General features: G+C 63.1%; 37 protein-coding genes and 2 pseudogenes. 1 reads left to right on the plus strand and 38 read right to left on the minus strand.

Annotated elements, in window-relative coordinates; all coding sequences use genetic code 11:
- Nucleotides 1-8 precede the first annotated feature (8 nt).
- Nucleotides 9-227 (plus strand): hypothetical protein, encoded by a 219-nt coding sequence (locus tag ABN273_RS06900; RefSeq protein WP_349447798.1) that lies wholly within the window; start codon nucleotides 9-11, stop codon nucleotides 225-227.
- 226 nt (nucleotides 228-453) lie between these two features.
- Here ABN273_RS06900 and ABN273_RS06905 read toward each other — a convergent pair whose 3' ends face one another.
- The 38 genes and pseudogenes from ABN273_RS06905 to ABN273_RS07085 form a co-directional block, all read right to left on the minus strand.
- The gene (locus tag ABN273_RS06905; RefSeq protein ID WP_349447799.1) at nucleotides 454-855 is read right to left on the minus strand and encodes a hypothetical protein; all 402 of its coding nucleotides are present in this window, start codon (nucleotides 853-855) and stop codon (nucleotides 454-456) included.
- On the minus strand, nucleotides 852-1,253 hold the full coding sequence (locus ABN273_RS06910; RefSeq protein ID WP_349447800.1) for a hypothetical protein: 402 nt from the start codon (nucleotides 1,251-1,253) through the stop codon (nucleotides 852-854). The genes ABN273_RS06905 and ABN273_RS06910 overlap by 4 nt, the downstream gene beginning before the upstream one ends.
- Nucleotides 1,254-1,315: 62 nt before the next feature.
- On the minus strand, nucleotides 1,316-2,182 hold the full coding sequence (locus ABN273_RS06915; RefSeq protein ID WP_349447801.1) for a helix-turn-helix domain-containing protein: 867 nt from the start codon (nucleotides 2,180-2,182) through the stop codon (nucleotides 1,316-1,318).
- 45 nt (nucleotides 2,183-2,227) lie between these two features.
- On the minus strand, nucleotides 2,228-2,755 hold the full coding sequence (locus ABN273_RS06920) for a DUF6879 family protein (RefSeq protein ID WP_349447802.1): 528 nt from the start codon (nucleotides 2,753-2,755) through the stop codon (nucleotides 2,228-2,230).
- Nucleotides 2,712-3,041, minus strand: coding sequence for a hypothetical protein (locus tag ABN273_RS06925; RefSeq protein ID WP_349447803.1), 330 nt, complete (start codon nucleotides 3,039-3,041; stop codon nucleotides 2,712-2,714). The genes ABN273_RS06920 and ABN273_RS06925 overlap by 44 nt, the downstream gene beginning before the upstream one ends.
- Before the next feature lie 569 nt (nucleotides 3,042-3,610).
- Entirely contained in the window at nucleotides 3,611-4,123 is a 513-nt protein-coding gene (locus tag ABN273_RS06930; RefSeq protein ID WP_349447804.1) for a hypothetical protein, read from the minus strand.
- Nucleotides 4,124-4,396: 273 nt separating this feature from the next.
- On the minus strand, nucleotides 4,397-5,182 hold the full coding sequence (locus ABN273_RS06935; protein WP_349447805.1) for a DUF2637 domain-containing protein: 786 nt from the start codon (nucleotides 5,180-5,182) through the stop codon (nucleotides 4,397-4,399).
- 126 nt (nucleotides 5,183-5,308) lie between these two features.
- Nucleotides 5,309-5,773, minus strand: a complete 465-nt coding sequence (locus tag ABN273_RS06940) for a hypothetical protein (protein WP_349447806.1) — start codon at nucleotides 5,771-5,773, stop codon at nucleotides 5,309-5,311.
- Between the two features lie 24 nt (nucleotides 5,774-5,797).
- Nucleotides 5,798-6,688, minus strand: coding sequence for a hypothetical protein (locus ABN273_RS06945; RefSeq protein ID WP_349447807.1), 891 nt, complete (start codon nucleotides 6,686-6,688; stop codon nucleotides 5,798-5,800).
- 143 nt (nucleotides 6,689-6,831) lie between these two features.
- On the minus strand, nucleotides 6,832-7,098 hold the full coding sequence (locus ABN273_RS06950) for a hypothetical protein (RefSeq protein ID WP_349447808.1): 267 nt from the start codon (nucleotides 7,096-7,098) through the stop codon (nucleotides 6,832-6,834).
- Between the two features lie 361 nt (nucleotides 7,099-7,459).
- Nucleotides 7,460-7,624 (minus strand): hypothetical protein, encoded by a 165-nt coding sequence (locus ABN273_RS06955; RefSeq protein ID WP_349447809.1) that lies wholly within the window; start codon nucleotides 7,622-7,624, stop codon nucleotides 7,460-7,462.
- Nucleotides 7,625-7,689: 65 nt separating this feature from the next.
- Nucleotides 7,690-7,941 (minus strand): hypothetical protein, encoded by a 252-nt coding sequence (locus ABN273_RS06960; protein WP_349447810.1) that lies wholly within the window; start codon nucleotides 7,939-7,941, stop codon nucleotides 7,690-7,692.
- A complete protein-coding gene (locus tag ABN273_RS06965) occupies nucleotides 7,942-8,298 on the minus strand; it encodes a hypothetical protein (protein WP_349447811.1) in 357 nt (118 codons plus the stop codon). It lies immediately after the preceding gene.
- A 35-nt stretch (nucleotides 8,299-8,333) separates the two neighbouring features.
- Nucleotides 8,334-8,543 (minus strand): hypothetical protein, encoded by a 210-nt coding sequence (locus tag ABN273_RS06970; RefSeq protein ID WP_349447812.1) that lies wholly within the window; start codon nucleotides 8,541-8,543, stop codon nucleotides 8,334-8,336.
- A complete protein-coding gene (locus ABN273_RS06975; RefSeq protein ID WP_349447813.1) occupies nucleotides 8,540-8,716 on the minus strand; it encodes a hypothetical protein in 177 nt (58 codons plus the stop codon). Before ABN273_RS06975 ends, ABN273_RS06970 begins: the two co-directional genes overlap by 4 nt.
- Nucleotides 8,713-8,928 (minus strand): hypothetical protein, encoded by a 216-nt coding sequence (locus ABN273_RS06980; protein WP_349447814.1) that lies wholly within the window; start codon nucleotides 8,926-8,928, stop codon nucleotides 8,713-8,715. Before ABN273_RS06980 ends, ABN273_RS06975 begins: the two co-directional genes overlap by 4 nt.
- Nucleotides 8,929-9,048: 120 nt before the next feature.
- The gene (locus ABN273_RS06985; protein WP_349447815.1) at nucleotides 9,049-9,186 is read right to left on the minus strand and encodes a hypothetical protein; all 138 of its coding nucleotides are present in this window, start codon (nucleotides 9,184-9,186) and stop codon (nucleotides 9,049-9,051) included.
- On the minus strand, nucleotides 9,183-9,386 hold the full coding sequence (locus tag ABN273_RS06990) for a hypothetical protein (protein WP_349447816.1): 204 nt from the start codon (nucleotides 9,384-9,386) through the stop codon (nucleotides 9,183-9,185). The genes ABN273_RS06985 and ABN273_RS06990 overlap by 4 nt, the downstream gene beginning before the upstream one ends.
- A gap of 127 nt (nucleotides 9,387-9,513) precedes the next feature.
- The gene (locus tag ABN273_RS06995) at nucleotides 9,514-10,155 is read right to left on the minus strand and encodes a hypothetical protein (RefSeq protein ID WP_349447817.1); all 642 of its coding nucleotides are present in this window, start codon (nucleotides 10,153-10,155) and stop codon (nucleotides 9,514-9,516) included.
- Nucleotides 10,156-10,169: 14 nt separating this feature from the next.
- The gene (locus ABN273_RS07000; protein ID WP_349447818.1) at nucleotides 10,170-11,039 is read right to left on the minus strand and encodes a metallophosphoesterase; all 870 of its coding nucleotides are present in this window, start codon (nucleotides 11,037-11,039) and stop codon (nucleotides 10,170-10,172) included.
- A gap of 22 nt (nucleotides 11,040-11,061) precedes the next feature.
- The gene (locus ABN273_RS07005; protein WP_349447819.1) at nucleotides 11,062-11,343 is read right to left on the minus strand and encodes a hypothetical protein; all 282 of its coding nucleotides are present in this window, start codon (nucleotides 11,341-11,343) and stop codon (nucleotides 11,062-11,064) included.
- A complete protein-coding gene (locus ABN273_RS07010; RefSeq protein ID WP_349447820.1) occupies nucleotides 11,340-11,600 on the minus strand; it encodes a hypothetical protein in 261 nt (86 codons plus the stop codon). The genes ABN273_RS07005 and ABN273_RS07010 overlap by 4 nt, the downstream gene beginning before the upstream one ends.
- A 141-nt stretch (nucleotides 11,601-11,741) precedes the next feature.
- Nucleotides 11,742-12,380, minus strand: a complete 639-nt coding sequence (locus tag ABN273_RS07015; protein WP_349447821.1) for a hypothetical protein — start codon at nucleotides 12,378-12,380, stop codon at nucleotides 11,742-11,744.
- 10 nt (nucleotides 12,381-12,390) lie between these two features.
- Nucleotides 12,391-12,591, minus strand: a pseudogene (locus ABN273_RS59420) (CHC2 zinc finger domain-containing protein); the annotation flags it as partial.
- A gap of 5 nt (nucleotides 12,592-12,596) precedes the next feature.
- Nucleotides 12,597-13,130, minus strand: a complete 534-nt coding sequence (locus ABN273_RS07020) for an RNA ligase family protein (protein ID WP_349447822.1) — start codon at nucleotides 13,128-13,130, stop codon at nucleotides 12,597-12,599.
- A 45-nt stretch (nucleotides 13,131-13,175) separates the two neighbouring features.
- On the minus strand, nucleotides 13,176-13,556 hold the full coding sequence (locus ABN273_RS07025) for a hypothetical protein (RefSeq protein ID WP_349447823.1): 381 nt from the start codon (nucleotides 13,554-13,556) through the stop codon (nucleotides 13,176-13,178).
- Between the two features lie 104 nt (nucleotides 13,557-13,660).
- Nucleotides 13,661-14,026, minus strand: a complete 366-nt coding sequence (locus ABN273_RS07030) for a hypothetical protein (protein ID WP_349447824.1) — start codon at nucleotides 14,024-14,026, stop codon at nucleotides 13,661-13,663.
- On the minus strand, nucleotides 14,010-14,216 hold the full coding sequence (locus ABN273_RS07035) for a hypothetical protein (protein ID WP_349447825.1): 207 nt from the start codon (nucleotides 14,214-14,216) through the stop codon (nucleotides 14,010-14,012). Before ABN273_RS07035 ends, ABN273_RS07030 begins: the two co-directional genes overlap by 17 nt.
- Nucleotides 14,217-14,449: 233 nt before the next feature.
- Nucleotides 14,450-15,229, minus strand: a complete 780-nt coding sequence (locus tag ABN273_RS07040; protein ID WP_349447826.1) for a DnaB-like helicase C-terminal domain-containing protein — start codon at nucleotides 15,227-15,229, stop codon at nucleotides 14,450-14,452.
- 3 nt (nucleotides 15,230-15,232) lie between these two features.
- Nucleotides 15,233-15,709: a hypothetical protein gene (locus ABN273_RS07045; protein WP_349447827.1), complete on the minus strand. Its 477-nt coding sequence runs from the start codon at nucleotides 15,707-15,709 to the stop codon at nucleotides 15,233-15,235.
- Nucleotides 15,710-15,739: 30 nt separating this feature from the next.
- A pseudogene (locus tag ABN273_RS07050) lies at nucleotides 15,740-16,513 on the minus strand (PD-(D/E)XK nuclease family protein); the annotation flags it as partial.
- Between the two features lie 666 nt (nucleotides 16,514-17,179).
- The gene (locus tag ABN273_RS07055) at nucleotides 17,180-17,650 is read right to left on the minus strand and encodes a helix-turn-helix domain-containing protein (protein ID WP_349447828.1); all 471 of its coding nucleotides are present in this window, start codon (nucleotides 17,648-17,650) and stop codon (nucleotides 17,180-17,182) included.
- Between the two features lie 169 nt (nucleotides 17,651-17,819).
- Nucleotides 17,820-18,722: a hypothetical protein gene (locus ABN273_RS07060; protein ID WP_349447829.1), complete on the minus strand. Its 903-nt coding sequence runs from the start codon at nucleotides 18,720-18,722 to the stop codon at nucleotides 17,820-17,822.
- 189 nt (nucleotides 18,723-18,911) lie between these two features.
- A complete protein-coding gene (locus ABN273_RS07065; protein WP_349447830.1) occupies nucleotides 18,912-19,142 on the minus strand; it encodes a cyclase family protein in 231 nt (76 codons plus the stop codon).
- A gap of 43 nt (nucleotides 19,143-19,185) precedes the next feature.
- Nucleotides 19,186-19,380, minus strand: a complete 195-nt coding sequence (locus ABN273_RS07070; RefSeq protein ID WP_349447831.1) for a hypothetical protein — start codon at nucleotides 19,378-19,380, stop codon at nucleotides 19,186-19,188.
- A 20-nt stretch (nucleotides 19,381-19,400) separates the two neighbouring features.
- Complete coding sequence (locus tag ABN273_RS07075) at nucleotides 19,401-20,261, minus strand: endo alpha-1,4 polygalactosaminidase (RefSeq protein WP_349447832.1); 861 nt, start codon at nucleotides 20,259-20,261, stop codon at nucleotides 19,401-19,403.
- Nucleotides 20,262-20,470: 209 nt separating this feature from the next.
- The gene (locus ABN273_RS07080) at nucleotides 20,471-21,190 is read right to left on the minus strand and encodes an Rv1352/Rv1906c domain-containing protein (RefSeq protein ID WP_502910979.1); all 720 of its coding nucleotides are present in this window, start codon (nucleotides 21,188-21,190) and stop codon (nucleotides 20,471-20,473) included.
- A 25-nt stretch (nucleotides 21,191-21,215) separates the two neighbouring features.
- The gene (locus ABN273_RS07085; RefSeq protein WP_349447834.1) at nucleotides 21,216-21,644 is read right to left on the minus strand and encodes a CBS domain-containing protein; all 429 of its coding nucleotides are present in this window, start codon (nucleotides 21,642-21,644) and stop codon (nucleotides 21,216-21,218) included.
- Nucleotides 21,645-21,709: the final 65 nt, after the last annotated feature.

Below are 21,709 nucleotides of genomic sequence, written 5' to 3' on the forward strand. Positions count from 1 at the left end.
GATTGATCATGACCGATGCTAACAAGCGAGCCCTTCGCACCGCGCTACAGACCCTTATCGGTGTGGCTGCGGTTCTCCCGATGGTTGTGGACGCTTCCGGCGTGCCCGAGACGCTTCCGTGGGTTGCTGGCGCCCTGGCGGTTGCCGGTGGTGTTTCCCGCGTGATGGCGCTCGACGCGGTTCAGAAGCTTCTGCCGTCTTGGCTTCGCACTGACGCGGCCGAGTGAGCCTGTGAGCGCATAACAGAAGCCCCCTAGGGTCATTGGACCTTAGGGGGCCTTTTGTGTTTCTGGGGCATTTGAGAGCCCCCGACCAGATCGGGGCGCCGATCGCGGGCACGTGGCGCGATCCCCAGCCAGGAAACCGCGCCTGCGGGGGGTTCGTCTGGCTGGTCTGGTCGGGGGCCGCTGGCACCCCGGCTAAGTGCGGCAACGCTTACTCAACCGGGGGCGCTTAGAGTTCCCATGGCGGCTTGAATTCGCCCGGAGGACCAGCAAAGGCGTCGCGGGCAGCTTGAATGAGATTTGCGCAGGCAGCGTGAAAGAAGCTGCTTCGTTCTGATTTGTCAGTTGCGACACGTTCATCGGATTTAACGCAAGTCGTCACAGTGTCGCCATGAGGAAAGCCACACAGAAACCACACTTCCCCCGCCTTGATCGAGGTTGGACGCCACGAAACAGGGTCGTGCGGAACAATGTACAGGATTTTTCCCCAGATTGGCCGCTGACATGCATCGGATGCCAGGTAGCACTTAAGCCTGCCGCTTTCGCAGACAAACCCGATGATATTGTCTTCTTCCAGTTCTGATGCTCGCACGAACTGGATGGCGGGTTTCACGCCGCTTGCCGTCGTCATACAGATACTCCGGCGTTCTCCGCCACCAGCAGGCCGACGCGGCTCGGCATGTTCACTGGTACGACTTCCACCCTGTCGGCCCGTGACTCGTTCTCGGCGCCGACGCGCGCCAGCTCGACCATGTAGCTACCGGAAAGACGGCCAATGCTCACGGTGGCCACCCTCCAGCCCGCGTCCGCGTAGATGACGAGCTGTGGCGGATGCCAGAGCTTTTCGGCGAATGGGACGGGTTTAGTCTCACATTGGACCGATAGCCGCTTGATCAGCTGCGCATGCACACCAGTAGCGGCCAGATGCTCAAGGACCCGATCTAGGGCGGCGTTCTGTGCTGCCGCCTGTACCTCCGGTATCGGCTCGCCCAATAGGTCAGCGGTGGGTGCCGTGTGTGGGACCTCCATGATTTCGAAGGTAGAAGTGGCAGTTTTCCAGGGGCAACGATGTTGCCACTTGTTGCCCCCTTCTACCGCGCTGCCCTGGCGGCTGCGATCAGCCGCCGCGCGGAATGGCCGTAGACCGCGATGTTGGCCAGCGCCGCGAAGCGTTCGGCATAGAGGGCAATTTCCCACTTCTGGGTGAGCTTCAGATGTCCGCTAACCAGCTCAACGCTGACCAGCTCGTCATCGAACATCGTGAAGCCCTCGACAGGTGCGGCATGCGGCGAATGGGCTCGCACTACCCCTATCGGGATGATCCCCAGCGAGATAGACGGCAGCCGAGTAACCCGGTCAAGGTGCGCAAGCTGAGACTCGAGTATTTCCCAGTCGTACAGCTGATAGCGAAGCGCCGCCTCCTCGATGAGGAACGCGAACGTACGCCCAGGTTGACGGAGGATCGTTTGCCTCGCCATGCGTTCGGCCACGGCCGCCGACACGTCGTCAGCCTGAACGCTGTGACGCTGCCGCACTGCGGTGAGAACCGCTGTCGCGTATGCCTTTGTCTGGAGCAGCCCGGGAATCATTCTCGGCTGGTACGTCCGTGTGGCCGCGCTCCGGTCGTAGATCGGGCGCACGTCCTTCTGAGCGGCGCGCAGACCAGCGCGGTTGATCCTGCGGGAATCGGTCCACATCCCGGCAGCCTCGCGGCGGCTGGCAAGCAGCTCGTTCGTACGCTCGGGCGACACTCCGCACGCGCGACACCATGCGATCAGGTCCTCTGCCGAGATTGGGCGCGCTCCACTCTCGATCTTTGAGACTTTGGATCGCCCGTGCCATCCGGCAGCTTTGGCCAGCTCGTCACCGGTCAGCTTCGCTTCCTCGCGGATCTCGCGAAGCTGACCGGCAAGCGCCTGTCTGGCTGCTAGGGCGCTAGACGAGGATGACGACGGCACAGCACCAGTGTGCAGAGTCAGCGCGGTTGCTCGACACTTTGCCCCTCACGCCTGGTACTCGTCATGCGGGGTGGCGAGGTTCCATATCGCCTCGAATGCCGTCGTGCACAGCTCGACGACGGCGGGATCTTCGCTGAACTGGTGGCCGATCACTTCGCCACGACCGTCATACACAGAGAACCTGACCAGGCGATCATCGAACACCCAGAATGGATTGCCTGGAATGGCCAGCGACGACGCCAGATGCCGAGGTAGCCAGCGAAGTTGCTCCCCAGCGGCCAGTTGGAATGCTGGCGCTACTGCGTGCATGTACCTCGTGTAGTCGCTCACGGGTTCCGAGACGATGCGAGCGCGTCTGACGGCTACGCCTCTCGCGACGGCAGGCGCAACGACATCGACCCACGCCTGAGCCTGGTCATGGTTGATGAAGTTTCGCCCGGCCTTGAACGCGATGTAACCCGGGTCCGAGGTCATGTGTTCGTCGTGAATCTCCAGATGTACGGCTGATCTCGTGCAGTCGCCGAGTAGTTCAGCGAATGTCGGCTTTTTCGAGTCGGGTCCGAATATCTTCATCGGGGCGGGGGTGCTGACCTTCGGCGAATCGCCGCTTGCCGCGTTCGTAGCTGCCACGTGCCGCCTCCATGATGATCTGCGCCATGGCGGCCGGAAGCTTCACGACCGCCTCTGTGTCCTTGATCCTGCTGTCCGAGTTGATCCAGGCGAGAATGTCAGGGTCCGTCACGAGGTCGCCCTGAAAGTAGAAGTCGCCTGTCTCCGGATCGACGAACACTGACGGACAGTCGTCGGTGGCGTTGTTCGGATCTACGCCCACGAACTCCAGGCGCGGTTTCCGCTCCATGGTGGTTCCCCTCGCTCGTTGGTGTGGTTGCCCCCGAGAGCTTGAACGCCTCGACGGGATCGAGTCAATAGAGGCGTGTACACGCTATGGCGCGCTAGGGCGGCGTCGAACTGGCCGCCGCGACGCCATGTCGATTACTTTCCGCGCCCGCCGGCGGTTGTCGACAACCTAGCGACCTGCGGAAACGTCCACCGCGGAATCTGGCCGGCCGCTACCGGCCGTGATCAAACCCGTGTACGCGCCTCGACGTGTGGCGGGAGATGTCCTTTTGGACCGCTACAGTCCGGCCCATGAGCTACCCGCAGCAACCCCCACATGGGCCGTACGGCCCCCAGCAGCCCTCACAGCACTACCCGGTGCCCTACGGCCCGCCGATACCCCAGCATCCCCGCCAGGCCGTCACAAAGCCCGCATGGACGCTCATGCAGATATGCGCCGTCGTCTTCACGTGCGGGTTAGCCTGGCCTCTCGTGTGGCTGTACCGGCGTAGTAAGACGACGGTCACGCGCTACCGCTGAACACGACAAAGCCCCCCGCCGTAGCGGGGGGCTTGTTTGCGTTCTAGGGGGTCACAAGCCGGGACCGTAGTGGCTAGGCCCCTCACAAAGCCATTCGCTCAACCCGTGTACACACGTCGGGTAGAGGCTTTCCAGGATTCGGCCGAACTCCCGGCGAATCGGGGCCTGCTCGATCTCGTGGAATGCGCAGTACGAGCCCTTCCGATCCATGAACGCGATTGCCTGATCTTCAGTGGCGAACCCGACGAGGTAGGACCGGCGAAGGTCGCACACGTGAACCTCAAGCCAAAGCATCGCTTCCGGCTCGCTCGCGATCCTCGCGAATACCGGGTCGTTGACGACGGTTCCCGCGATCTCGCATGCGACCCTTTCCGCCTCTCGGAAGTCGTTCGGAAGGTCTGCGTTGAGAGCCCGATACATCTCATTTGTGAGGCGTCCGATTGCGACGCGCACACCGAAGCCGTACCGGTCGAGCCATCGCTGCCAAGCGTCGTTCAGAAGCGACGCGGTCTCCAGAACCTTCGCGTAGTTGGCGTTCGGGTAGTTGCCCCATTCGATAGCCATCGTGTTGCCCTTTCCTTGGTCTTGCTGACACAGATCAAGGTACAACCCGTGTACACGAGTTTGCAAGTTGGTTGCCACAGAAAAGAAGAAACCCCCGTCGCGATAGACGGGGGTTTGCCTGCTACTCGTTGCCGAAGCACCTAGCCGGGCAGAGGGGGTTTCCGCAGGTACAGACCTCCGCGAACTCGTTCTCCGTGCATCCGCAGGTTCGGCATACCTCAATACATTCCATGGGTTAGTCCTTCCTGGCCCTATAGGGGCCTCTACGGCATTCTAGGCCGTTGCCGGGGCGATACCAGGCAGCATCTCTGCCGTTGTCTCAGCGGGCTTTGTAGAGCCGTCCAGGCCCATTTCGGCCTTAGCGCGCTTCAGCGCTTCCCGGCGAGTCCGAACCACGAGGTTCGGGAGAACCGAAGCGAGGCTTTCCCCCGTGACGTTCGAAAGTTCGTCGGCGCTCAGGTTCGCGAGGTACGCCTTGACCCCCTCGACGTGATGGGCGGCCACGCCCACGGTTCCCGCGCGCGGCTTGCGCTGGCGCTTGGGCGCCTCCTGCTTGGGTTCCTCGACCTCGACCGGCGCCGGTTCCGGCGTCTCCTCCTCGACGGCCTGGGGCTCGTCGGCGTCGTCGGGCTGGGCGCCCTCGACGGCGTGGACGACGGCGGCCCCCCGGCGAATCATGTGCATCAGAAGCTCAAAGCTGATCGTGAGCGTGATAGCCGGAAGTGAGGCGATGACGGCGCCGACCGGACCATGCGCGATCCCGTGAAGGACGTTCGCGCCCAGGGTCAGCGCAATGCCGACGACGAGAGCAACCCAACTCAGGAAACCGGCTTTCCGGCCACGCCTTGCGGCGTCGAGCTGGACGACGGACGCGACGATCAGAAGCCCGTCAATGACGAGCGGCACAAGCCGGGCGACCATGCCGCTTTCCCCGTACTTGATAGCCACCCCGTAGGCGTGGCTGTAGGAGATCACAAAGGCGATCCCGGCCACCATCGACACGCCCGCGTACGCAGCGCCCCTGATGACCGTATCGACCTTGATACGAATCCTCTTCATTGCTTCCCCTTGGCGTTTTCTTGACCCTGCTGACGCGGGGAAGGTATCGCGGTTGCGCGAGGGATTGCAAGTTGGTTCGGTCTGGGCAAAGCAAAGCCCCGCCCGGGAAGTAGGCGGGGCTTCGACTCAGGAAAGGCCGTGTGCAGCCTTGTACGCCTCGATGACGGTCCTACGGAGCTTTGAGTTACCGGCTACTACGTGGACCTGTCGCCCCTCTCGCTCGTTCTCTGCCAGCGCCCATGCGCGGATCTCGGCGGCGGTCGGTTCCGCTGGGCCGTCCCCCTGGACCGCCTTGCCTCGACGACGGCGCGACGCCGTAGGCCCGCCGTGCTGGGCGGCTAGTACGGGCTCCGAGACTTCCTCGAACGTCTGGAGCATCTTCCGTACCGGCTTGCCGTGCTTGTCGCACACGAGCGCCTTTCGCCCGTTGATCGTGATTTCGTCGGTTGCCTCTACCTCTAGATCTTCCTTTTCCGTAGCGCAGTAGTCACAGAAACGTAGTTCAACGACTCGTATAGGCATGGCCCGTGCCCTCTTTGCTCTCGCGGCGTTTGCGGCATCGTAGCCTAAAAGCAGTAAAGCCCCCGTCATAACGGGGGCTTTACTTGTTCCAGTTTAGAGGGCTTGCATCTCGTTACCGAGCGGGCACGAGGGGAGCCCGATCTCCAACCACTTGCGGGTTGTCCGAACCTGGTAACCCTCGCAGTCGCACCCGGGGGCGATGCACTTCAGGAGCACGTGGCGGTTCGTCTGAGCCTTGGGGGCCGACGACACCGGGGTAAGCTCCGGAAGCTGCTCCAGGTCGATCCCTTCCGGCATCGGCGCCTTGGGGTCGATCTTGTTACGGAGGACCTTCCGGTCAAGGGCGCCGTGCGGGTACTCGCCCAGAGCCGCCGCCATGGTCATCAGTTCGGCGGCCAGCTCGACGTTCGGAACCGAACTGGTAAGAGGCGTGACCAGACCAAGCCGGGTAGCGGCTTCGGCAAAGGCGCCCTTATGGCCGCTCTTGCAGTCGTCCGCCGCGTGAATCAGCTCGTGAATCAGAACAACCAGAGCTTCCGCAGAGTCGCCAATCTCGGGCGAAATGTAGATGTGGTTAACCTTGTCCACGCTGACCCACGAGGCGTAGCAGATGCCGAGGATTTCGGCGCCCTCAGTGGCACGCCCATCGGCGCCGTAGCCGACAGACACGTGGACCTTTTCCGGGATCGGAAGGCCGACTTCGACGAAACGGGGGCGGAACATCTCGATCGCTCGAATGAGCCACGCTTCGCGGGTCCTCGTGAGATCCATGCCTTCCTGGGAGGCTTCCGGCTTCGGAGCCTTGACCATTCCGCGACGGTCGGCCAGACGGTTGCAGTTGCCGCAGACGCCCGCGTCCTCGACGCCTTCACCGGTAACGGACTTGCCGCACAGGGTCTTAGCCGTGTCTTCCGGCTTCGCGATGTGGTTGTTTCCCTTGCTGTGCTTCGTAGTGACGTAGACGCGAATCTCGGCAGCCATCATGGTTTCCCTTCGGTCTTGCCGGGGCCGTTTGGCCCCGGTTCCTGCTGACGGGAAAACCATAGCAACCCGTGTACACGGTTTGCAAGTTGGTTGTGATCGAGGGCACGGAAAAGCCCCCGCCGTAGCGGGGGCTCGTAGGTGGCCTACTGTGCGTGCAAGTTCATGTATGTGATGCCCTGAAGGATCGCCCAATCCCGGTAGCGCTCGGGTTCTTCCGTAGTCGCCCCCGCGTCGTAGTTATCGACGAGGAAGTGGCAAGAGTCCTTCCAGCGCTGATTGCGGCCCATGTCGATTGCGTTCGCCTCGACCCAATCGCGAACCTCTCGCAGCTTTCCTGCCATGTACAAGTCGGTGAGGTCCTTCACGGCCTGCCGACGCCCGGCGACGTTCTTTCGGTAACTGCCTTCCATTGCCCGTTCCCTTTCCTCGTTCCTGCCGACGAGAGGAACATAGCAACCCGTGTACACGGGTTGCAAGTTGGTTGTTCGCAAAGTTCGCCGCATCGGCGCAACCAACTTGTCAATAGCGGAGCGTGCTCGTGACCTGGGAATATATCACCCGCGGTAGCCGCCGGCTGGACTTTCACCCCATCCTCGACCAGGGGGAACGCTTATTGACGCGGGAAAGCAGAGAGCCCCCGGGGCGAATGGCTTAACCGGGGGCTCTCGCGTTGCGGTTGTCAGCAGGACCGACCGAAGGGAAGGGCCTTCCGCAACGGGGTTCAGGCTACCAGGGTTCGGCGGCTCACGGCTGGCCGTGGCGCCAGGTCAGCTAGGCGGCATCGGCCGCCGTCGAGGGGTCATGGATGATCCTCGCTAGCCCGTATTCCCTCACGAGGACATCCCAGGAGACATTGCGATACCGCTCCCCTATCTCGGCGCACGCCCACCCGCCGTAGCGGTGCTGCCATGCGTCCCCGTCGTCGTCGAGGATCACGGCCCCCTCCGGGGGCTCTGAGGGCGTGAGCGTGTCATGCCCGCATGTAGGGCACGTTCCGGCCTTCATGCGGCCCTCCGGTAGATCATGCCGACCAGGCCGTCATCGTGGATCAGCTCGACGAGCGTCAGAGGGGCGCCGTTCACGTAGTGGGGAACCCACATCAGAGCGGCGCTCGTCTCGACGGTGTGGGCGCCCGTCTGAACCCATGCCCCGTATTCGATGGTGCCGTCTGAGTACATCACCAGATCGACGCGGGCACGCCCGCTTGCGTGGCTGTAAAGGGTTTCCTCGCTAACGACTTCCACGTGATCCACTTACGCAGCTTCCCTGTCCTCGATGGTGAACGGCACGACCGGAATCCCCGCCTCGACGGCGAGAGCGATCGTTCCGCTAGTGCCCCTGCTCTTGTTCCGGTTGAACGCGATCACCAGATCCGCGCCAGCCTCGACCATGCGCCGGTTGCGTTCCGGCCCCGCCTTTCGTCCCCGCGTCCAGTCGGGTTCGAACACTCGTTCTATCACATTTAGGTTTAGATCTCCCGCTATGCCACACCAGGCCGACGCGATGGCATCGGCGCCCGTGGGGCATCCGCCGTGAACGACCGTGAGCGGTTCCCCGGCCCGCGCGGCGGCGACGGCTGCGATGTCGAGGGCACGCGCCACGGTCTTCATGTCTGGCCAGTCACGCGAGCCGGTAACGATGACTCTCATGCCACACCCTCCGCATCGGCGATCTCTTGAAGCCGTTCGATCAGCTTGGGCAGTTCACTCAGGGGAATCAGATTGGAACTGATCTCACGAAAGCGCGGACCCTCCATCTTGCCGAAATGGAAGGCGATTACTCGCCCACCGTCGCAGTGATCGTCAGCGTCTACGGTGACCCGGCTAGCGATGGCGCCAGAGTAGCCCGCTTTCACTCGACGTCCGCCCATTCGCTCGCGGTCACGTCGCGATGCACGAGCTTCAGGCCGTAGTGCGCGGCCATTTCCCGCATCCTCTCGGGATCTCTACCGGTCATCCCGATAAGGCCGTTAGCGGGGCTCCGAAGCCCGTATTCGGTGAACTGCTCGTACGCCTTGAATGCGCTCACCGGATGCCCGCCTCTACGGCTATCGCGGTCAGGTCATCGATCAGGCCGTTAAGGTCTTCGCCGACGCGAACCATTTCCCGCTGGTGCGAAGTGTTCGACGGGCCGTACTCGTATGTGAATCGGATGACGGCTACGTGCGTTCCGCAGCGCTTGACGCCGGTTACCGCCTCGACTCGTTCGGCAGGCTGGCCGTAAGTGTCGTAATAATCCAAACCGTGTACACGCCCCTTTGAGACACGGGAAGTTGGGCCGACATTTGCAGCCGACCCAACAACCAACTTGCAAATCCAGAGTATCAGATACGGGCGACCAAATAGGGCTTTAGGGGCATGTCAGCCGAACATCACATGCCAAAGGCCGACGAGCGCCAGGGCGGCGACGGTCATCACGCCAATGAGGGCTAAGCATCCGACGAGCGGGTTCGCCTCCGGCTCGCGGTCGAGCTGATCGGGCATGTGGTAGTCGGTCATTTCGCACCCTTCACAAACTCCGCTGTCACGTCTTCCCATACGGTCACGGCCCGATACACCTTGACCTCGACATGCCGCCATGGGTTCGACTGCCGGTAGCCGACTGCCTTACGCACGCTCGCAGCGTCGTCATACACGTTGCGGTGATTGACCGCGTTCGGGTACACACGGTAGGTCTCGGCGGGCAGCTTGTGATCCATCAGGCCAATCCCCCCGTCACGCTGCGCGCTGGCCGGCGGTTGGGCCTAGCGTCTCTACCTGCGGTTCCTTGAACCGCGGAATTCGGCAACTCGCTACAGAGTGTGGTTTCTGCCTCTAGCGGCTCGCTCACTTGCCGTCCCTGTCGTCATGCGTGATGGCGATAGCGCGGGCGTTCGGAATCGCTCGACGAGCCCCCGGCCCTTCGTGGTCGCCGGGCGTCCGGTTCACAACCCGGTTCAGGACTTCCGCCAAACGTTCGGTAGCACGGCGGGCCGTGCGCTGCTCGCTCTCGCTTAGCGACTTCCATCCAGCCTCGACGAGCTGGCGGCGCTGCTCGGCGTCGAACCCGTCGCATTCCGCGCGCCGCATGAGGATGCGTCGCCACCGATCCGGAATGCCGTCAAGGGCTTTGCTTAGGTCCCACAGGGACACGCACACATTCCCCCGGTCGGGGGCCGACACGTAGCCGTCCTTCGTCGGTGCGTCGAACTCGACGCCCACCGATTCCACCGCGAGCGTCAGCAGCACCCGAACCTCTTCCGGTGTGTAGAGGTATCGGGCCGTCCGGTACACGTAGTCATTCCGTTCACGGGCACAGTAGGCAACGGCCTTGCGCGTGAGGAATGACCGTAGCTCGTCAGTCTCCATCACGTTGTAGTCGTCGGGCCGTGTACACGCTTCCAGTAGGACCTGCTGCGTCACGTCTTCCGCATCCATGAACGGCCAGTCACGAGCTACATTCCGCCCGACCGATTCCGCCGTGTCCATGACTAGATCAGTGATCAACCCCAGACCTTCCCATCTGCGATGAACATTCCGTTGCCGTCCATCGGAATCACTTCCGGCCGGACGCGCTTGCCCTCGACGTAGAGCATTCCGAAGCCGCTTTGCCAATTGGCGGTTACCAGGCCGAGGTATTCCGCCTTGCGCATGTCCATCACGTTGCCCACTTCCATCCCCCAGCGAACGGAATTACTCGACGTGGTACCGACCGTGTGGGGCATGAGCCCTAGCCGGTGCGTGTGACCCATGACCACGCTCTTGTGCAGCCGGTCAACGAACTTCTTCGCGGTCCCTCCGGGGACCGTCACCGTACGAATCTTGTCAAGGTGGCCATGCATCGCCACCCAGCCCGGGGCGATGTTGAGGCTTCCCCGTACGATCGCGATTCCGTGGGAATCGAAATCAAGTAGCGTCTCGACGTTGAAGGCGTTCGATTCCGCTAGCGCGGGCGCGTGCCGGAGGAGGTATCGACGCGGGTTCGCATCGTGATTCCCCTCGACGAAATCGACAGGGCCGTCATAGCCGCGCCGTAGGTCTCCGAGGAATCGCTTGCCTAGCTCGCTCTCGCGGAATACGTCGTTCTCGTATTCGGCCCGCGTGTCCTTGCTCCACCGTGACGGGCCTGCGTAGTTCATGAAGTCGCCGATGATGACGAGACGGTCAGGCTTGGTTGCGTGGATGTACCGGTGGAGGCTGTTGACCTGTCGGGGATTGTGTAGCGGAATCTGGGCGTCGGGGTAGATCAGGATGCGCTGAATGGTTAGCTCCGGTTGTTCCTCATGGCGATGATGGCTAGGACCACACAGAGGGCAATGATTGTGGCCGTGGTCTCGTTCATTCCGTCTTTCGATAGGGCTCGCCGGGGGCACCCGTAGGCGCCCCTCGCGACATCTAGCGACTGAAGGGATTGAAGGGGTCGCGCGGAATCTGCGGCGTCTTCTGGGCGTTCTCTGCGGCGGCGCCGAGGGAAAGAAGCATGAGGATCATCACGACGATTCCGTCTAGGCCGGTGTCGTCGGCCTCGTCCCACTTGTCAGCCGCGAGGCTCACCAGGGAATCAACATCAGCCGGAAGGTTCTCCAGCTCCACCACGCCGATGGTGTCGGCGATGATGGCGGTCTTAATCAGCGTGGCCAGTGCGCCAGTGCTCTTGCCTAGGGCCTCAAAGCTCACAGGTTGAATCCCTTCTTTAGCTGGCGCTTCACGCGCTTGATTCGGATGTCCAACATGACGGCGTACACGATCAGGTCTTGCGCCTCTTCGCCCGCCCAGTCGAGGAGTTGGGCGAGCGTCATTCCCTCAAAATGCTGGGTGTCGCCCTGGTCGTACTGCTCTTTGCCGACGCCAATAACGCGCCGCTTGGCAGATCGAATGGCGTCCTCAACGGCTTCGGCTAGCTGGTCAGAGGTAATCCCTACTGCCCTCCCCATTCGTGGCCCTCACGTGGTTGAGGGCGGCATTCCAACCTGCCTTGAAACCTTCTCTCCACATGTCTTCCGGCATGTGGCTAATGCGGTGTCCGTGGTTCTCAATCCATTCGCTGAAATGCTCGTCTAGCTCGTCACGATTGCTCATTGCATTCCGACCTTCCGAAGTAGCGCTTCCGGCCCTTCGGCCAGAAACAGACTGTTCGCGTCGTGGCCGTCCGGCCAAAGGATTGTCCGAAGGTTCGGAAGGTCGCGCGCCATGCGCTCCCCCAATTCCGCACCCTGCCCCTTGTCGTCGTTGTCCGCGAGATGAAACACGGTGTCGTACTGGCGTAGCGGCAACGCCCATTCCGAACGCCATGAGCTGACGCCCGGCAGGCCGATCACAGGCAATCCGCACTGTGTGACGATCCACGTATCCGGCTCGCCCTCGACCGTGAACATGACACTGTGGTCCTCTTCAAGGACCCGCGTGTTATACGGCCTGGGAATGTCGCCTGGAACGCTCAGGAACTTCGCCCCGTCGCCATCGCCTAGTCTCCGGAATCGGAGCTGTAGCGTCATCGCGTCGGGCGACAGGTACGGAATCGCGATGCGTCCGACGTACTTCTCATGTCCCGGCATCGAACTTTCGACGTAGCCCAGCCGAAAAGATCGAATGCTGTCCGGCGTTAGCCCCCTCTGCATCAAATACTCTTCGGCGGGGCTTCCGCGCATTGCCCTTTGATAGTGCCGGGTGCTCTGCGCCAAGAACTCCAGTGAGGATTTCGACGGCACCAGCAAAATCGCAACCCTCCTTCCATTGCACTAGTGAGTACGTGTCGCCGCGCGCTTCGCAGGCATGGCACTTGAATGAGCCGCGTTCGGTGGAGACGGAAGCGGAAGCGCTACGGTCGTCGTGGAATGGGCATTTCATGGGCGCCCACTTGTACCCTTCGGGTACGTATTCCGCGCCGTAGTGGCGTAGCACTTCCGCTATGGCTTGCTCAGCCATCGCGCCTACTTGTCGATGATGACTTTGAATACCCGGGCGGCGGCACGATGGTAAACGCAGACGCCTTCCGGGCGCTTGTATCCGGGCGCCACCTTGGAGCCGTTCAGCACAAGGTCGAGAGAGACGCCATTGATGGCGTCCGTAGAGAACGGCCCGTCGTAGAGAACGGGCACGACACCTAGCCCCGGAACGGGCGGCGCCTCTTCAGCGAAGTGCCCCCACTTCTCCGTGTTGAAGAGGCTGAAACGGCGCTCGGGCAGGTCGTAACCTCGCTGGATTCCGCGCCCCCACCATTCGCCGTAGTGGCGACCAGGGCCGAGCGTTTCCGCAAGGCCGTCGCGGTTGTCCCACACCCAGGCGGCGAAACCGTAATTGTCCACTGTCGGGAAGATCAGCCGGTTTCGCGACTGCGCCCCGATATCACCATCCTCGCCGATGATGACACAGGCGTTAGTGCCGTCGATCTTCTCGGTAACGACGACGCCCTTAAGGTCGAACAGTCGCGGCGTCTTTGGCCACGGCTCAAACACAAGATCCATGACGTACCTTTCAGTTCGGGGCTTGCTTGGCCCAACGAGAGCCGGTTACCGAAGCCGGGTCTCCTTCGCGTAAGCGACAGCCTCACCCCACGTCTTGCCGCCGTCTTGCTCCATCTGCGCCGAGTTCGCGAATGAACATGTCTGCGTGGAGAGCAGGGGAAAGAGGTTGGTCAGCAGGTTGAATGCGTTGGTCTCCTCGTGGCGCCGAAGAGTCTCCAGGGGGACGCCGAGGCGGTTCATAGCCGCGCCGACCAAGCAGCCGGGGGAAAGCTTGCCCTCGTCGTCGGCGTCCGTGTGCCCGTAGTAACAGGTGCCCGACGTGCTCATATGTTCCGGGGCCGTGTACACGCGGTCGAGGTTCTCGGCTGCAACCGCCTTGATGGCGTCGATCACCTGGGCATCGGTCACGGTGGGAAGGGTCGTCATGATGGGATCTCCGATCTCAGAAATGGTTACTCTCCGCGCTGGCCGGCAGAGTGCCGCAACGCTTTGACCTGGGGATCTTCAAACCGCGACCGAACGGCCGGCGGCTACTCAGCGTGTAGACGGGCCTCGATGTCGTCGAGGTGTTCCGCGATCGTCGGGAGGATCGCCCGCCACTCCGCGAGGGTCAGCAGTACGTACGCTTCGCTGACGTTCTTGCGTGGCGCCTTGATGATGACGGCGCCGAGGAACCGCCCGAGGCGGGCCTTAATCGCCTTGATCTGCTTGGCGTACTCGCTAAGCGTGATGCGCTTCTCTGCCTTGCATTCGTGGGGGATCGGGTAGGGCGATGCGAGATCGCCCGCCCCGAAATCCACGCTTCCGATGCGGTCGAAACCAGGGATGGTTTCCGCGAGGTAGTCAGCGGCTAGCCGCTCGAAAGCCGTCCCCTTCTGCTTACTCGGATTCGTCATCGAGGGGCTTGCACTCCGAGGCGATCAGGCGATCGCCATTCACGTTGATCTGGTCGCCCCACTCGTCGATGAAAGCGACTGTCGTCTCATCGATCAGAGTGAGGGTTCCCGGCTTGATGGCAACCCGGCCCATCTCCTCGACGATCACGGCCGTGATGTCCGTGAAGTCGAACTTCTCGTTTACGCGCATAGAGCCGCTTCCTTCCGTCGCTTCGCCATGTAGCACCGGGCGCACAGCCCATGTGCCTTGTGAACCCCGTTGCATTCGGGGGTATCGCAGCCCCGCCAGTCCTTCGGTTTGCCATCCGATCGGGTCGGGAAGCATCGCCCGTACTTCTTCATCTGGTCATCGTGGGCGGTGCATAGCCCGTGCCACTTCCGGAGGTTCATGCAGTTACCGAAGGTGCAAAGCAAGATGCCGCCTTAGTCCGTGACTTGCATTCGCGCTAGATCGGAGTTGAGAACCACTCGATACCGCCCGGCCACATCGGGCCGACCGTGGCGGTTCTTCGCGATGACGACTCCAAGCTTTCCCTCTTCCGGCCGAAACAGGTTCAGCACAAGTGAGGGCTTCTTTGAGATCTTGCCTTTCAGGGCCGACAAAGGCGGCGGCTGTGAGCCGTCGTCGTAGTCGCCGGTTAGGTGGTGAAGGGCGTTGACGCATGCGCCGGTTTGCCTAGCTAGGTCGGCAAGGTAATCCATGACGCTTTCAAGCCCGATGTGATTCCGTTCCTCGACATCCGGCGAGACGTCGCCGACGTTATCGACAACGATCATCTCCGGATAGGTGCCGTAAACGTAGGCCCATGCCTTCACCTGAGCCTCGATCGTGTCGAGACTCGGGGAGCTATCGAAACACCAACGGAGCTTCCTAAGCCCCGCTAGCTTGCTATCGAGATAGCGGGTATCGCCCGCCTCGACCATGGCGGCGATCTCGTGAATCTCTCGACCAGACAGCATCGCTGCGGCACGCTCGTATTGCGTGGCTGCATCGCTGTCCGCCGAGAAATACAGGGTCGGTACTTTGCTGGCTACCGCGAGCGTCAGCGACAGGGCGCTTTTGCCGACCCCCGGCCCCGCCGCGATCAGGTGAAGCTGACCGCGACGGAACTCAACCTGTTCCCTGGACAGTCGGCGGAACGGGTTCGGGAGTGCGACCCCCGCGTCTCCGGCTTTCGCTCGGGCGCGTTGGATCGTGTACACGGGTTAGGCGGGCACGCTCTTGCAACGAGTCGGGTCGTTGCGCTGGGCGGTGCAGCCGTAGAAGGCGCCGTACGCCTTGCCGGTTGCCTTGCTCGTTCCGGCCGGTACGTAGCGCATGGCGCCGTGGTCACACATGGGCGGGCCGTCGTCCCCGGGGGGTGCGTCGTCCGGCCACGGGGCATCTTGAGCCTCGTACGTGGGGGCCGTCTGGCGCGGTGCGGGTCGAGCTGCCGGGCGGGCAGCCGGACGCTGGGGGGCGCCCTGGGCGATCCTTTCGGCGCCTAGCTCGCTCCGCAGTAGAGCGAACGTCCTGACGTTCTTGACGGCGCCGCCGAGAGCCAAGCCGAAATCCTCGTCGATCTCCCTCAGTTCGGCAAGGAAGTCCGGGGCGCTGGCCGCGCGTACGTGAAACAGGCCGACCTTTCGACCGTCTGTGTCGCCCAACTCAAGATCGAGGGCATAGGGGTAGTCCTCAGCCATGAGATCCTTTCGTTGCAACCAACTTGCAAATTAAGGGCCAAAAAAAGTCCGGTCACTGCCCATCACAGAGCAGTACCGGCGTACGCCGCACGTCTTGCAGTGGTCCCCCGGATTGGGCAGATAGTTGCCCGCTTTCTCCGATCGGTCCATCTGTACAAACCATCTCGCCACGTCTTCACGGGTGAAGTTGCGTAGCGGGATCGGTTTCGTCGGCGCGTTGTTCTTTGCCATGTAGTAGTCACCCCATAGGGGGCGTTCGCCTAGCGAGTCCTCGACGGCTACCGCGTAGACGGCTAGCTGAATCGGGCTCGTCGGTAAGCGACTACCTGTCTTGATGTCCCGAACGAGTAGGCGCCCGTGCCTGTCGGCAAGGATCAGGTCGATGGACCCGATCACGCGGACGCCGTTGAGATCGAGGGCGAACGGAACCTCTGTGCTGGGCTCGCCCGGCTCGTACTCGAACGGCAGTAGCCGATCCTGTAGCGCGTAGGCGATGTATCCGGCCACCTGATCGGCGCCGCGAGCCATGCGGTTCCGTAGGTCCGTGTCCGGCTTCGTTCTGCCGGGGGCTTGCCACTTGGACACGTCCGGCTCGACGGCTAGCGCCGCCTCGATCTCACGTTCCCAAACCTCGTAATACCAGACTTGGGCCTGTTCGGGGCTGTGCTCCCTGTAGGTGCGTTCCCAGCGCTCTACCGCCTCATGTACCGCCGTCCCCTGTGCAAACCAGGCTGCGGGCGTTGAGGGCGCTTTCGCGACCCTTTCGAGGCGGTAAGCCTCGCCGCATCCGGCGAAGCTCGTGAGCTGGGAGACGGATCGATGATCTGTCGTTGTGCCTCCTAGGTTGTCCTTTGAGGCTTCCCCGCGTTGTCCACTGTTGAGTTGTCAAGCGACTGTCCAGCCGGGTACCGCTACCAGGTGAGGGGCAGTTTCCCCGGCCGGACAAGTCCACCCTAGACCACAACCAACTTGCAAATATGGCATGTTACCCCGGACGCGTTCACGGGACAGTTGGAACACCTCGTCGCAGCTACGACCCAGAACGACGCATAGAGGTACGTCAGACCGTCCGATTCTTCGTCCATGTGGACCGACAGCAGGAAGGATTCCGGCGCTACATGCTGGCCGACTATGGCCGAAACCCGCCCATCGGCGGGCATGATCATGCGGAACTCTGTCTCGATGCCATCGGGGTAGATCACGTCTGTTCGTCGTATCCCGTGTGGGATCTGCGTCACACGAACATCCATGATCTCAAGGGGGTTCTCAGGACCCATCGGCAAGCCCCAGCTCTCGTGTCCCATCACTGTCGGTAAGCACTCTAACGGGACTTAGGCCCTGTTTGATCGGCGGGATGGTTAGATTTTCAACCTTGAGATGAAACCGTGAAAGTTACCTTCACGATCCGAGCACAGCTCACGAAACGCGAAAGGCCACGGTCGGCGAACCGTGGCCTTGTACGCGATGCGCCTACCGGCGCGCTGATCTCCGAACCGGTTTGCCGGTTGCCTTGGCTAGAAGCGCCCCGATGTGCGTCTTTCCGGCCGTCGTTGTTGCCTCGATCGTGTAGAAACCGCCATCTGGACAGATTGGCGATGGTCCGTGGTCCGGATCGTAGGCAACATCCCAACCCTCATCGACAAGGTACTGTGCCCAGCGAAGGGCACCGATCTTGCGGTGAACGTCAACGGGCAAACCCTGAGCAAGCCGGGAAAGGTCCCTCAATCGCTGCGCTGGCATCGAAAGCTTGTGGCGCTCTTCGAGCGTCCAAGGAAGGGCTTCCTTGTGGTCAGCTTGGGTGCGACTGAGCCCGGCTTCCTTCGCGATCCCGGCGACGGTCCGATACGAGCAACCGAGGGCGGCGGCTATCACGCCGTACTTCTCGCCATCTCGTAGCATCGCCACTACTTGCGAACGATCTACCCTCGCGTAGGTCGCCATCGCTATCTACAGCCCTTCCAAGTTGAGGAAACCGCCTTGTGGGCGGGGGGAAGTTTCCCTCACCCATGATCCGTGGGTCAGCGTTCCGTGTCTACCAACTTGCAAAGTGTATCGCGCAGTAGTCAGTCTTACGTGCTTCGACGGTCACTGTCTGTGATGCCGTGTGGGTCTAGCTGGCGATCCTCCATCCCATGCGGCGGCGAAGGTCGGCGGCGACGGGGTTGCCGGAAACCTCGACGGTATCGGCAGTTTCGGGCGTCGAGACGGTACGACAGTCGGCGCACCGTCCGGCCTGGCGGCCAGGCCGACCGCATTCGGGACACTCATACATAGCGTGAGCAGGAGTGACCGAAGTCACAGTAAACCGGGCAGGCATCTTGCGCGTCAGACGGCTTCGCATGAGCCCCACAGCCGTATCGACGTTGCCCGGCAGACCAGCAGTCACGGCATGAATGATCTGGTCATCGCTGGCGCCACGCTGGCGCCATTCGGCGACGAGCGGAAGAACTTTGCCCATCTCGGAGAGACCGATCGTCAGTCGAGGCTCTAGGCGCCCGATACGAGCCACGAGGGGCGCACACGCCGCGATCTCGTCTTGAGTCGGAAGATCACCCTCCCCCCCGCCCTTCGGCGCCTCAGGGGCGCTCTCGGCGACGCTCGCAGCCTCGATGGGGGGGAGGGGGGAGGTTTCTTTCCTAGAAGGTTCCTTTACGGGGTTCACGGCCGGAATCTCGACCGGCGGAATCTCGGCGGTCGGTTCGACCTGCGAAAAAGCGCCGTTCTGGGGGATGTCGTACACCGCGTTAGCCCCGCGAAGCTGGCCGTCTACGCCCTGTCGGTCTTCCTTGATGTAGTAGCCCGCCGCGCGAAGCTCTGCGACGGCGGCCCGCACGACGGCCTTGCCTTCCTTGCGGATGCGCTCCAGCTTCGCGACGGTCATAGCCTTGCCGTCCGGCTGCGACAGGAGGAACGCGAGGATGCCGAGGGCGGCGAACGACAGGTCGTCGCGCTGAAGCATGGCGTTCGGAAGCACGGTGTAGTTGCTCTCGTGCTTGGTACGGTAGACGCGCATTCGGAGCTAGACCCTCTCGGATGCGAGAGCCCCGGGGACCGGCCAAGGAACCGGGGCTCTCTCTGTTGGTACGCGGGTCAACCTAGCTTGCAAGTTGGTCGTGCTGCAAGTTGGTCGTAGCCGTCCCGTGTACACGTCCTGACACGACGAAACCCCCGCCATGGCAGGGGTTGACGAGCATTAGCCCAGCTAGGAAAGTGTGTCATAGCGCAGGGCTTCCCCGGTGTGGATGTCGTTCCAGTACCAGGCGGGGCCGCGGTCGTCGTAACGGCTGATCTCCTCCAGACGGAACGGGATCGTGTTGCCGAACGGCCCGGGCAGCTGGAGGATCGGCGTCTCGGACGAGAGGGGCGCGGTGAGGTCGATCACCTCGATCGCCCCGCTGCGCACGCTGTCCACGAAACTCTGCAACACCGACATGGCGTCCTCCTTGGTGGGCTGTGCGCATCCTCCTATCCGGCGGTCAACCCTTCAAGCCGCTGAAGCTCATCGTGGCCACGAAGTGACGCTGCGCCAGCACGAACGCGGCCACCAGCGGCAGCACCGCGACCACGTTCCCAGCCATCAGCGCCGACCACTCGGTGTGCCGGGCCCCGGCGAACGTGGCGAGCCCGAGCTGCAGCGTGTAGTGAGAGCACCACGTCGGGGTTGGCGTCACCGACGACCAGCAGGTCGAAGTCACGCGCCACGGCAGGGCACACGGGAGGCGTCGAGCTCGTACTTCTTCTTCAGCGAGTTGAAGTTCTGAGCGTTGGACTTGGCGCAGAAGGCCGAGGTGGCGAGGTTGTACTCGACGTTGAACACGGCCTTGCCCGCCTTGACGAACTGGTCGTAGCCGTAACCGCCGTTCTGCGCGGTGGTGCACTCGGAGTGCTCCCAGCACTCTTCGTTCAGCGCGAAGTCGAAGTACGGCAGCAGTTGCGGAATCTGCTCCACGTCGTTCTTGAGCGCGACCGACAGGCCCCGCTTGTGTGCCTCGTTGGCGAGCCAGGTGTTGTAGGCGAGCTGGTCGGCTGCCTTGAGCGGGAAGCCGCTGTCGTTGCTGTAGCCGTCGACGTTGTCGGGCTCCACGGCGTCGAAGCCGGCCGCCTTGCACATGTCGAGCCGGGCCTTCATGATCTGGCCGAGCTTGCCGGTGTACTTGCGGATGTCCAGCCAGCGCTCGCCCTCCCACTCCTCCAGCGGCTTGCCGAGCACCTCGGCGGGGAACTGGCCGGCGTCCGGGCGCCAGTCCTCCAACGTGCCGGCGCTGATGTAGCAGACGACGCCGCGGCCCGGCTTGTCGGCCTTGAGCGATTTGACGATCGCGCCGTCCTTGGCCGCGAAGCCGTCGATGTCGTACATCTGCACGTTCGGGTACGGCTTCTTCGGCAGGGAGGAGAGCTGCCACTGCCAGGACGTGTTCAGCGCGGGCTTCCAGCAGCCGGCGCAGGACACGGGAGCGGGTAGGGCGGTGCTCTGGGCGGTGGCGGCCTGCGTGGGGACGAGCGCGGTGGTGGCGGCCAGCGCCGCCAGGGAGACGAGCATAGAGGGTCGCATGTCACTCCTCGCGAACGGTCGGGTTCGGGATTAGTGGCGATGCGCGCTGTTCCGCACTCTCCGCACCGCGTCCGCGCCAGGGACGCCGGAGTGGCATGACCCAAAACCGTAGGGCTCACACCAGCACGCTGGAGCGTGTCTCCCTTCTCGTTTGCCGCACAGGATTGCGCGTTCCTGCTCTCTTGTCCAGAGTTTGACGCACAGAAACGTCAGGCCTTGGTCCACTCCGCGCATCCACCGGTCACGAACGCCTTGTCCGCGGGCTCGATGGTGACGCTGGCCGGCCCCTTCGGCATGCCGGTCGCGACGATGTCGGTCGCGCCCCTCAGCCTGGCCCAGTAGCACATGCCGGACCCCGCGACCGGGCCGGTCGTGCGGTAGGTGCCCGGCTGGATGTCCGTGCCCACGACGAGCGTGCGCATCGAGGCCGGGTTGATGGCGGGGCCGCTGCTGGTCCCGGCGTCGGGCACACCGGTCTGTCCCGGCCGCGCCTGACCAGGCGGCTGCGTCTGACCGGGCTGTGTCTGTCCCGGCTGTGTCTGTCCCGGCTGTGTCTGTCCCGGCTGTGTCTGTCCCGGCTGTGTCTGTCCCGGCTGTGTCTGTCCCGGCTGTGTCTGTCCCGGTTGCGTCTGGCCGGGCTGTGTCTGGCCGGGCTGTGTCTGGCCGGGCTGTGTCTGGCCGGGCACGGGCTGGCCCGTCTGCGACGGTGACGGCTCGGTGGGGGTCGTGGCCTCCGGGTCCGCGGGCGGGCTGTCCTCGACCGTGACCGTGACGCGGGGCGCCGGCTCGTCCGCCGACGTCGAGGACGCGCCGAACCCCACGAAGATCCCCAGCAGGAATCCGAGCAGCGCGGCGAGCCCGGCGACGAGCACGATGATCGGCGGACTGCTCGTCGCGCGCGGGTATTCAGGGGGAGGCGGCCCGTACATCACGGGACCAAGCGTGCCATCCCTGTCAACGGTGGAGATAGTCGACGAGCGACGCCTTCTCCGTCTCCAGCTCCTCGATCGCGCTCTTGACCACGTCGCCGATGCTCACGATGCCCACGAGCCGGCCGTTCTCGACCACGGGCATGTGCCTGAACCGCTGCGTGGTCATGGTCCGCCGCAGCGAGTCGACGTTCTCGCCCGGCCCCACCGTGCGCACCTCGGTCGTCATGATCTCCGACACCGGGCCGTCCAGGATCGCGGGGCCGCGATCGTGGAGCCGGCGTACGACATCGCGCTCGGACACGATGCCCTCGATGGTGGAGCCGTCCGTGGAGACCACCACGGCTCCGATGTTGCGTTCCGCGAGCGTGGCCAGCAACGCGCGCACCGTGGCCCCTGGCGTCACGGTCGCCACGTCGCTGCCCTTGGCGCGGAGGATCGTCCCGATGAGCATCTGCACCACCTCTGCCCCTCAGTCTTCCAAGACTGGCTCCAGGCAAACAATCCCTGGGGGACGGC

It is taken from the genome of Nonomuraea sp. B19D2 (genome assembly GCF_040137845.1).
Classification (GTDB): domain Bacteria; phylum Actinomycetota; class Actinomycetes; order Streptosporangiales; family Streptosporangiaceae; genus Nonomuraea.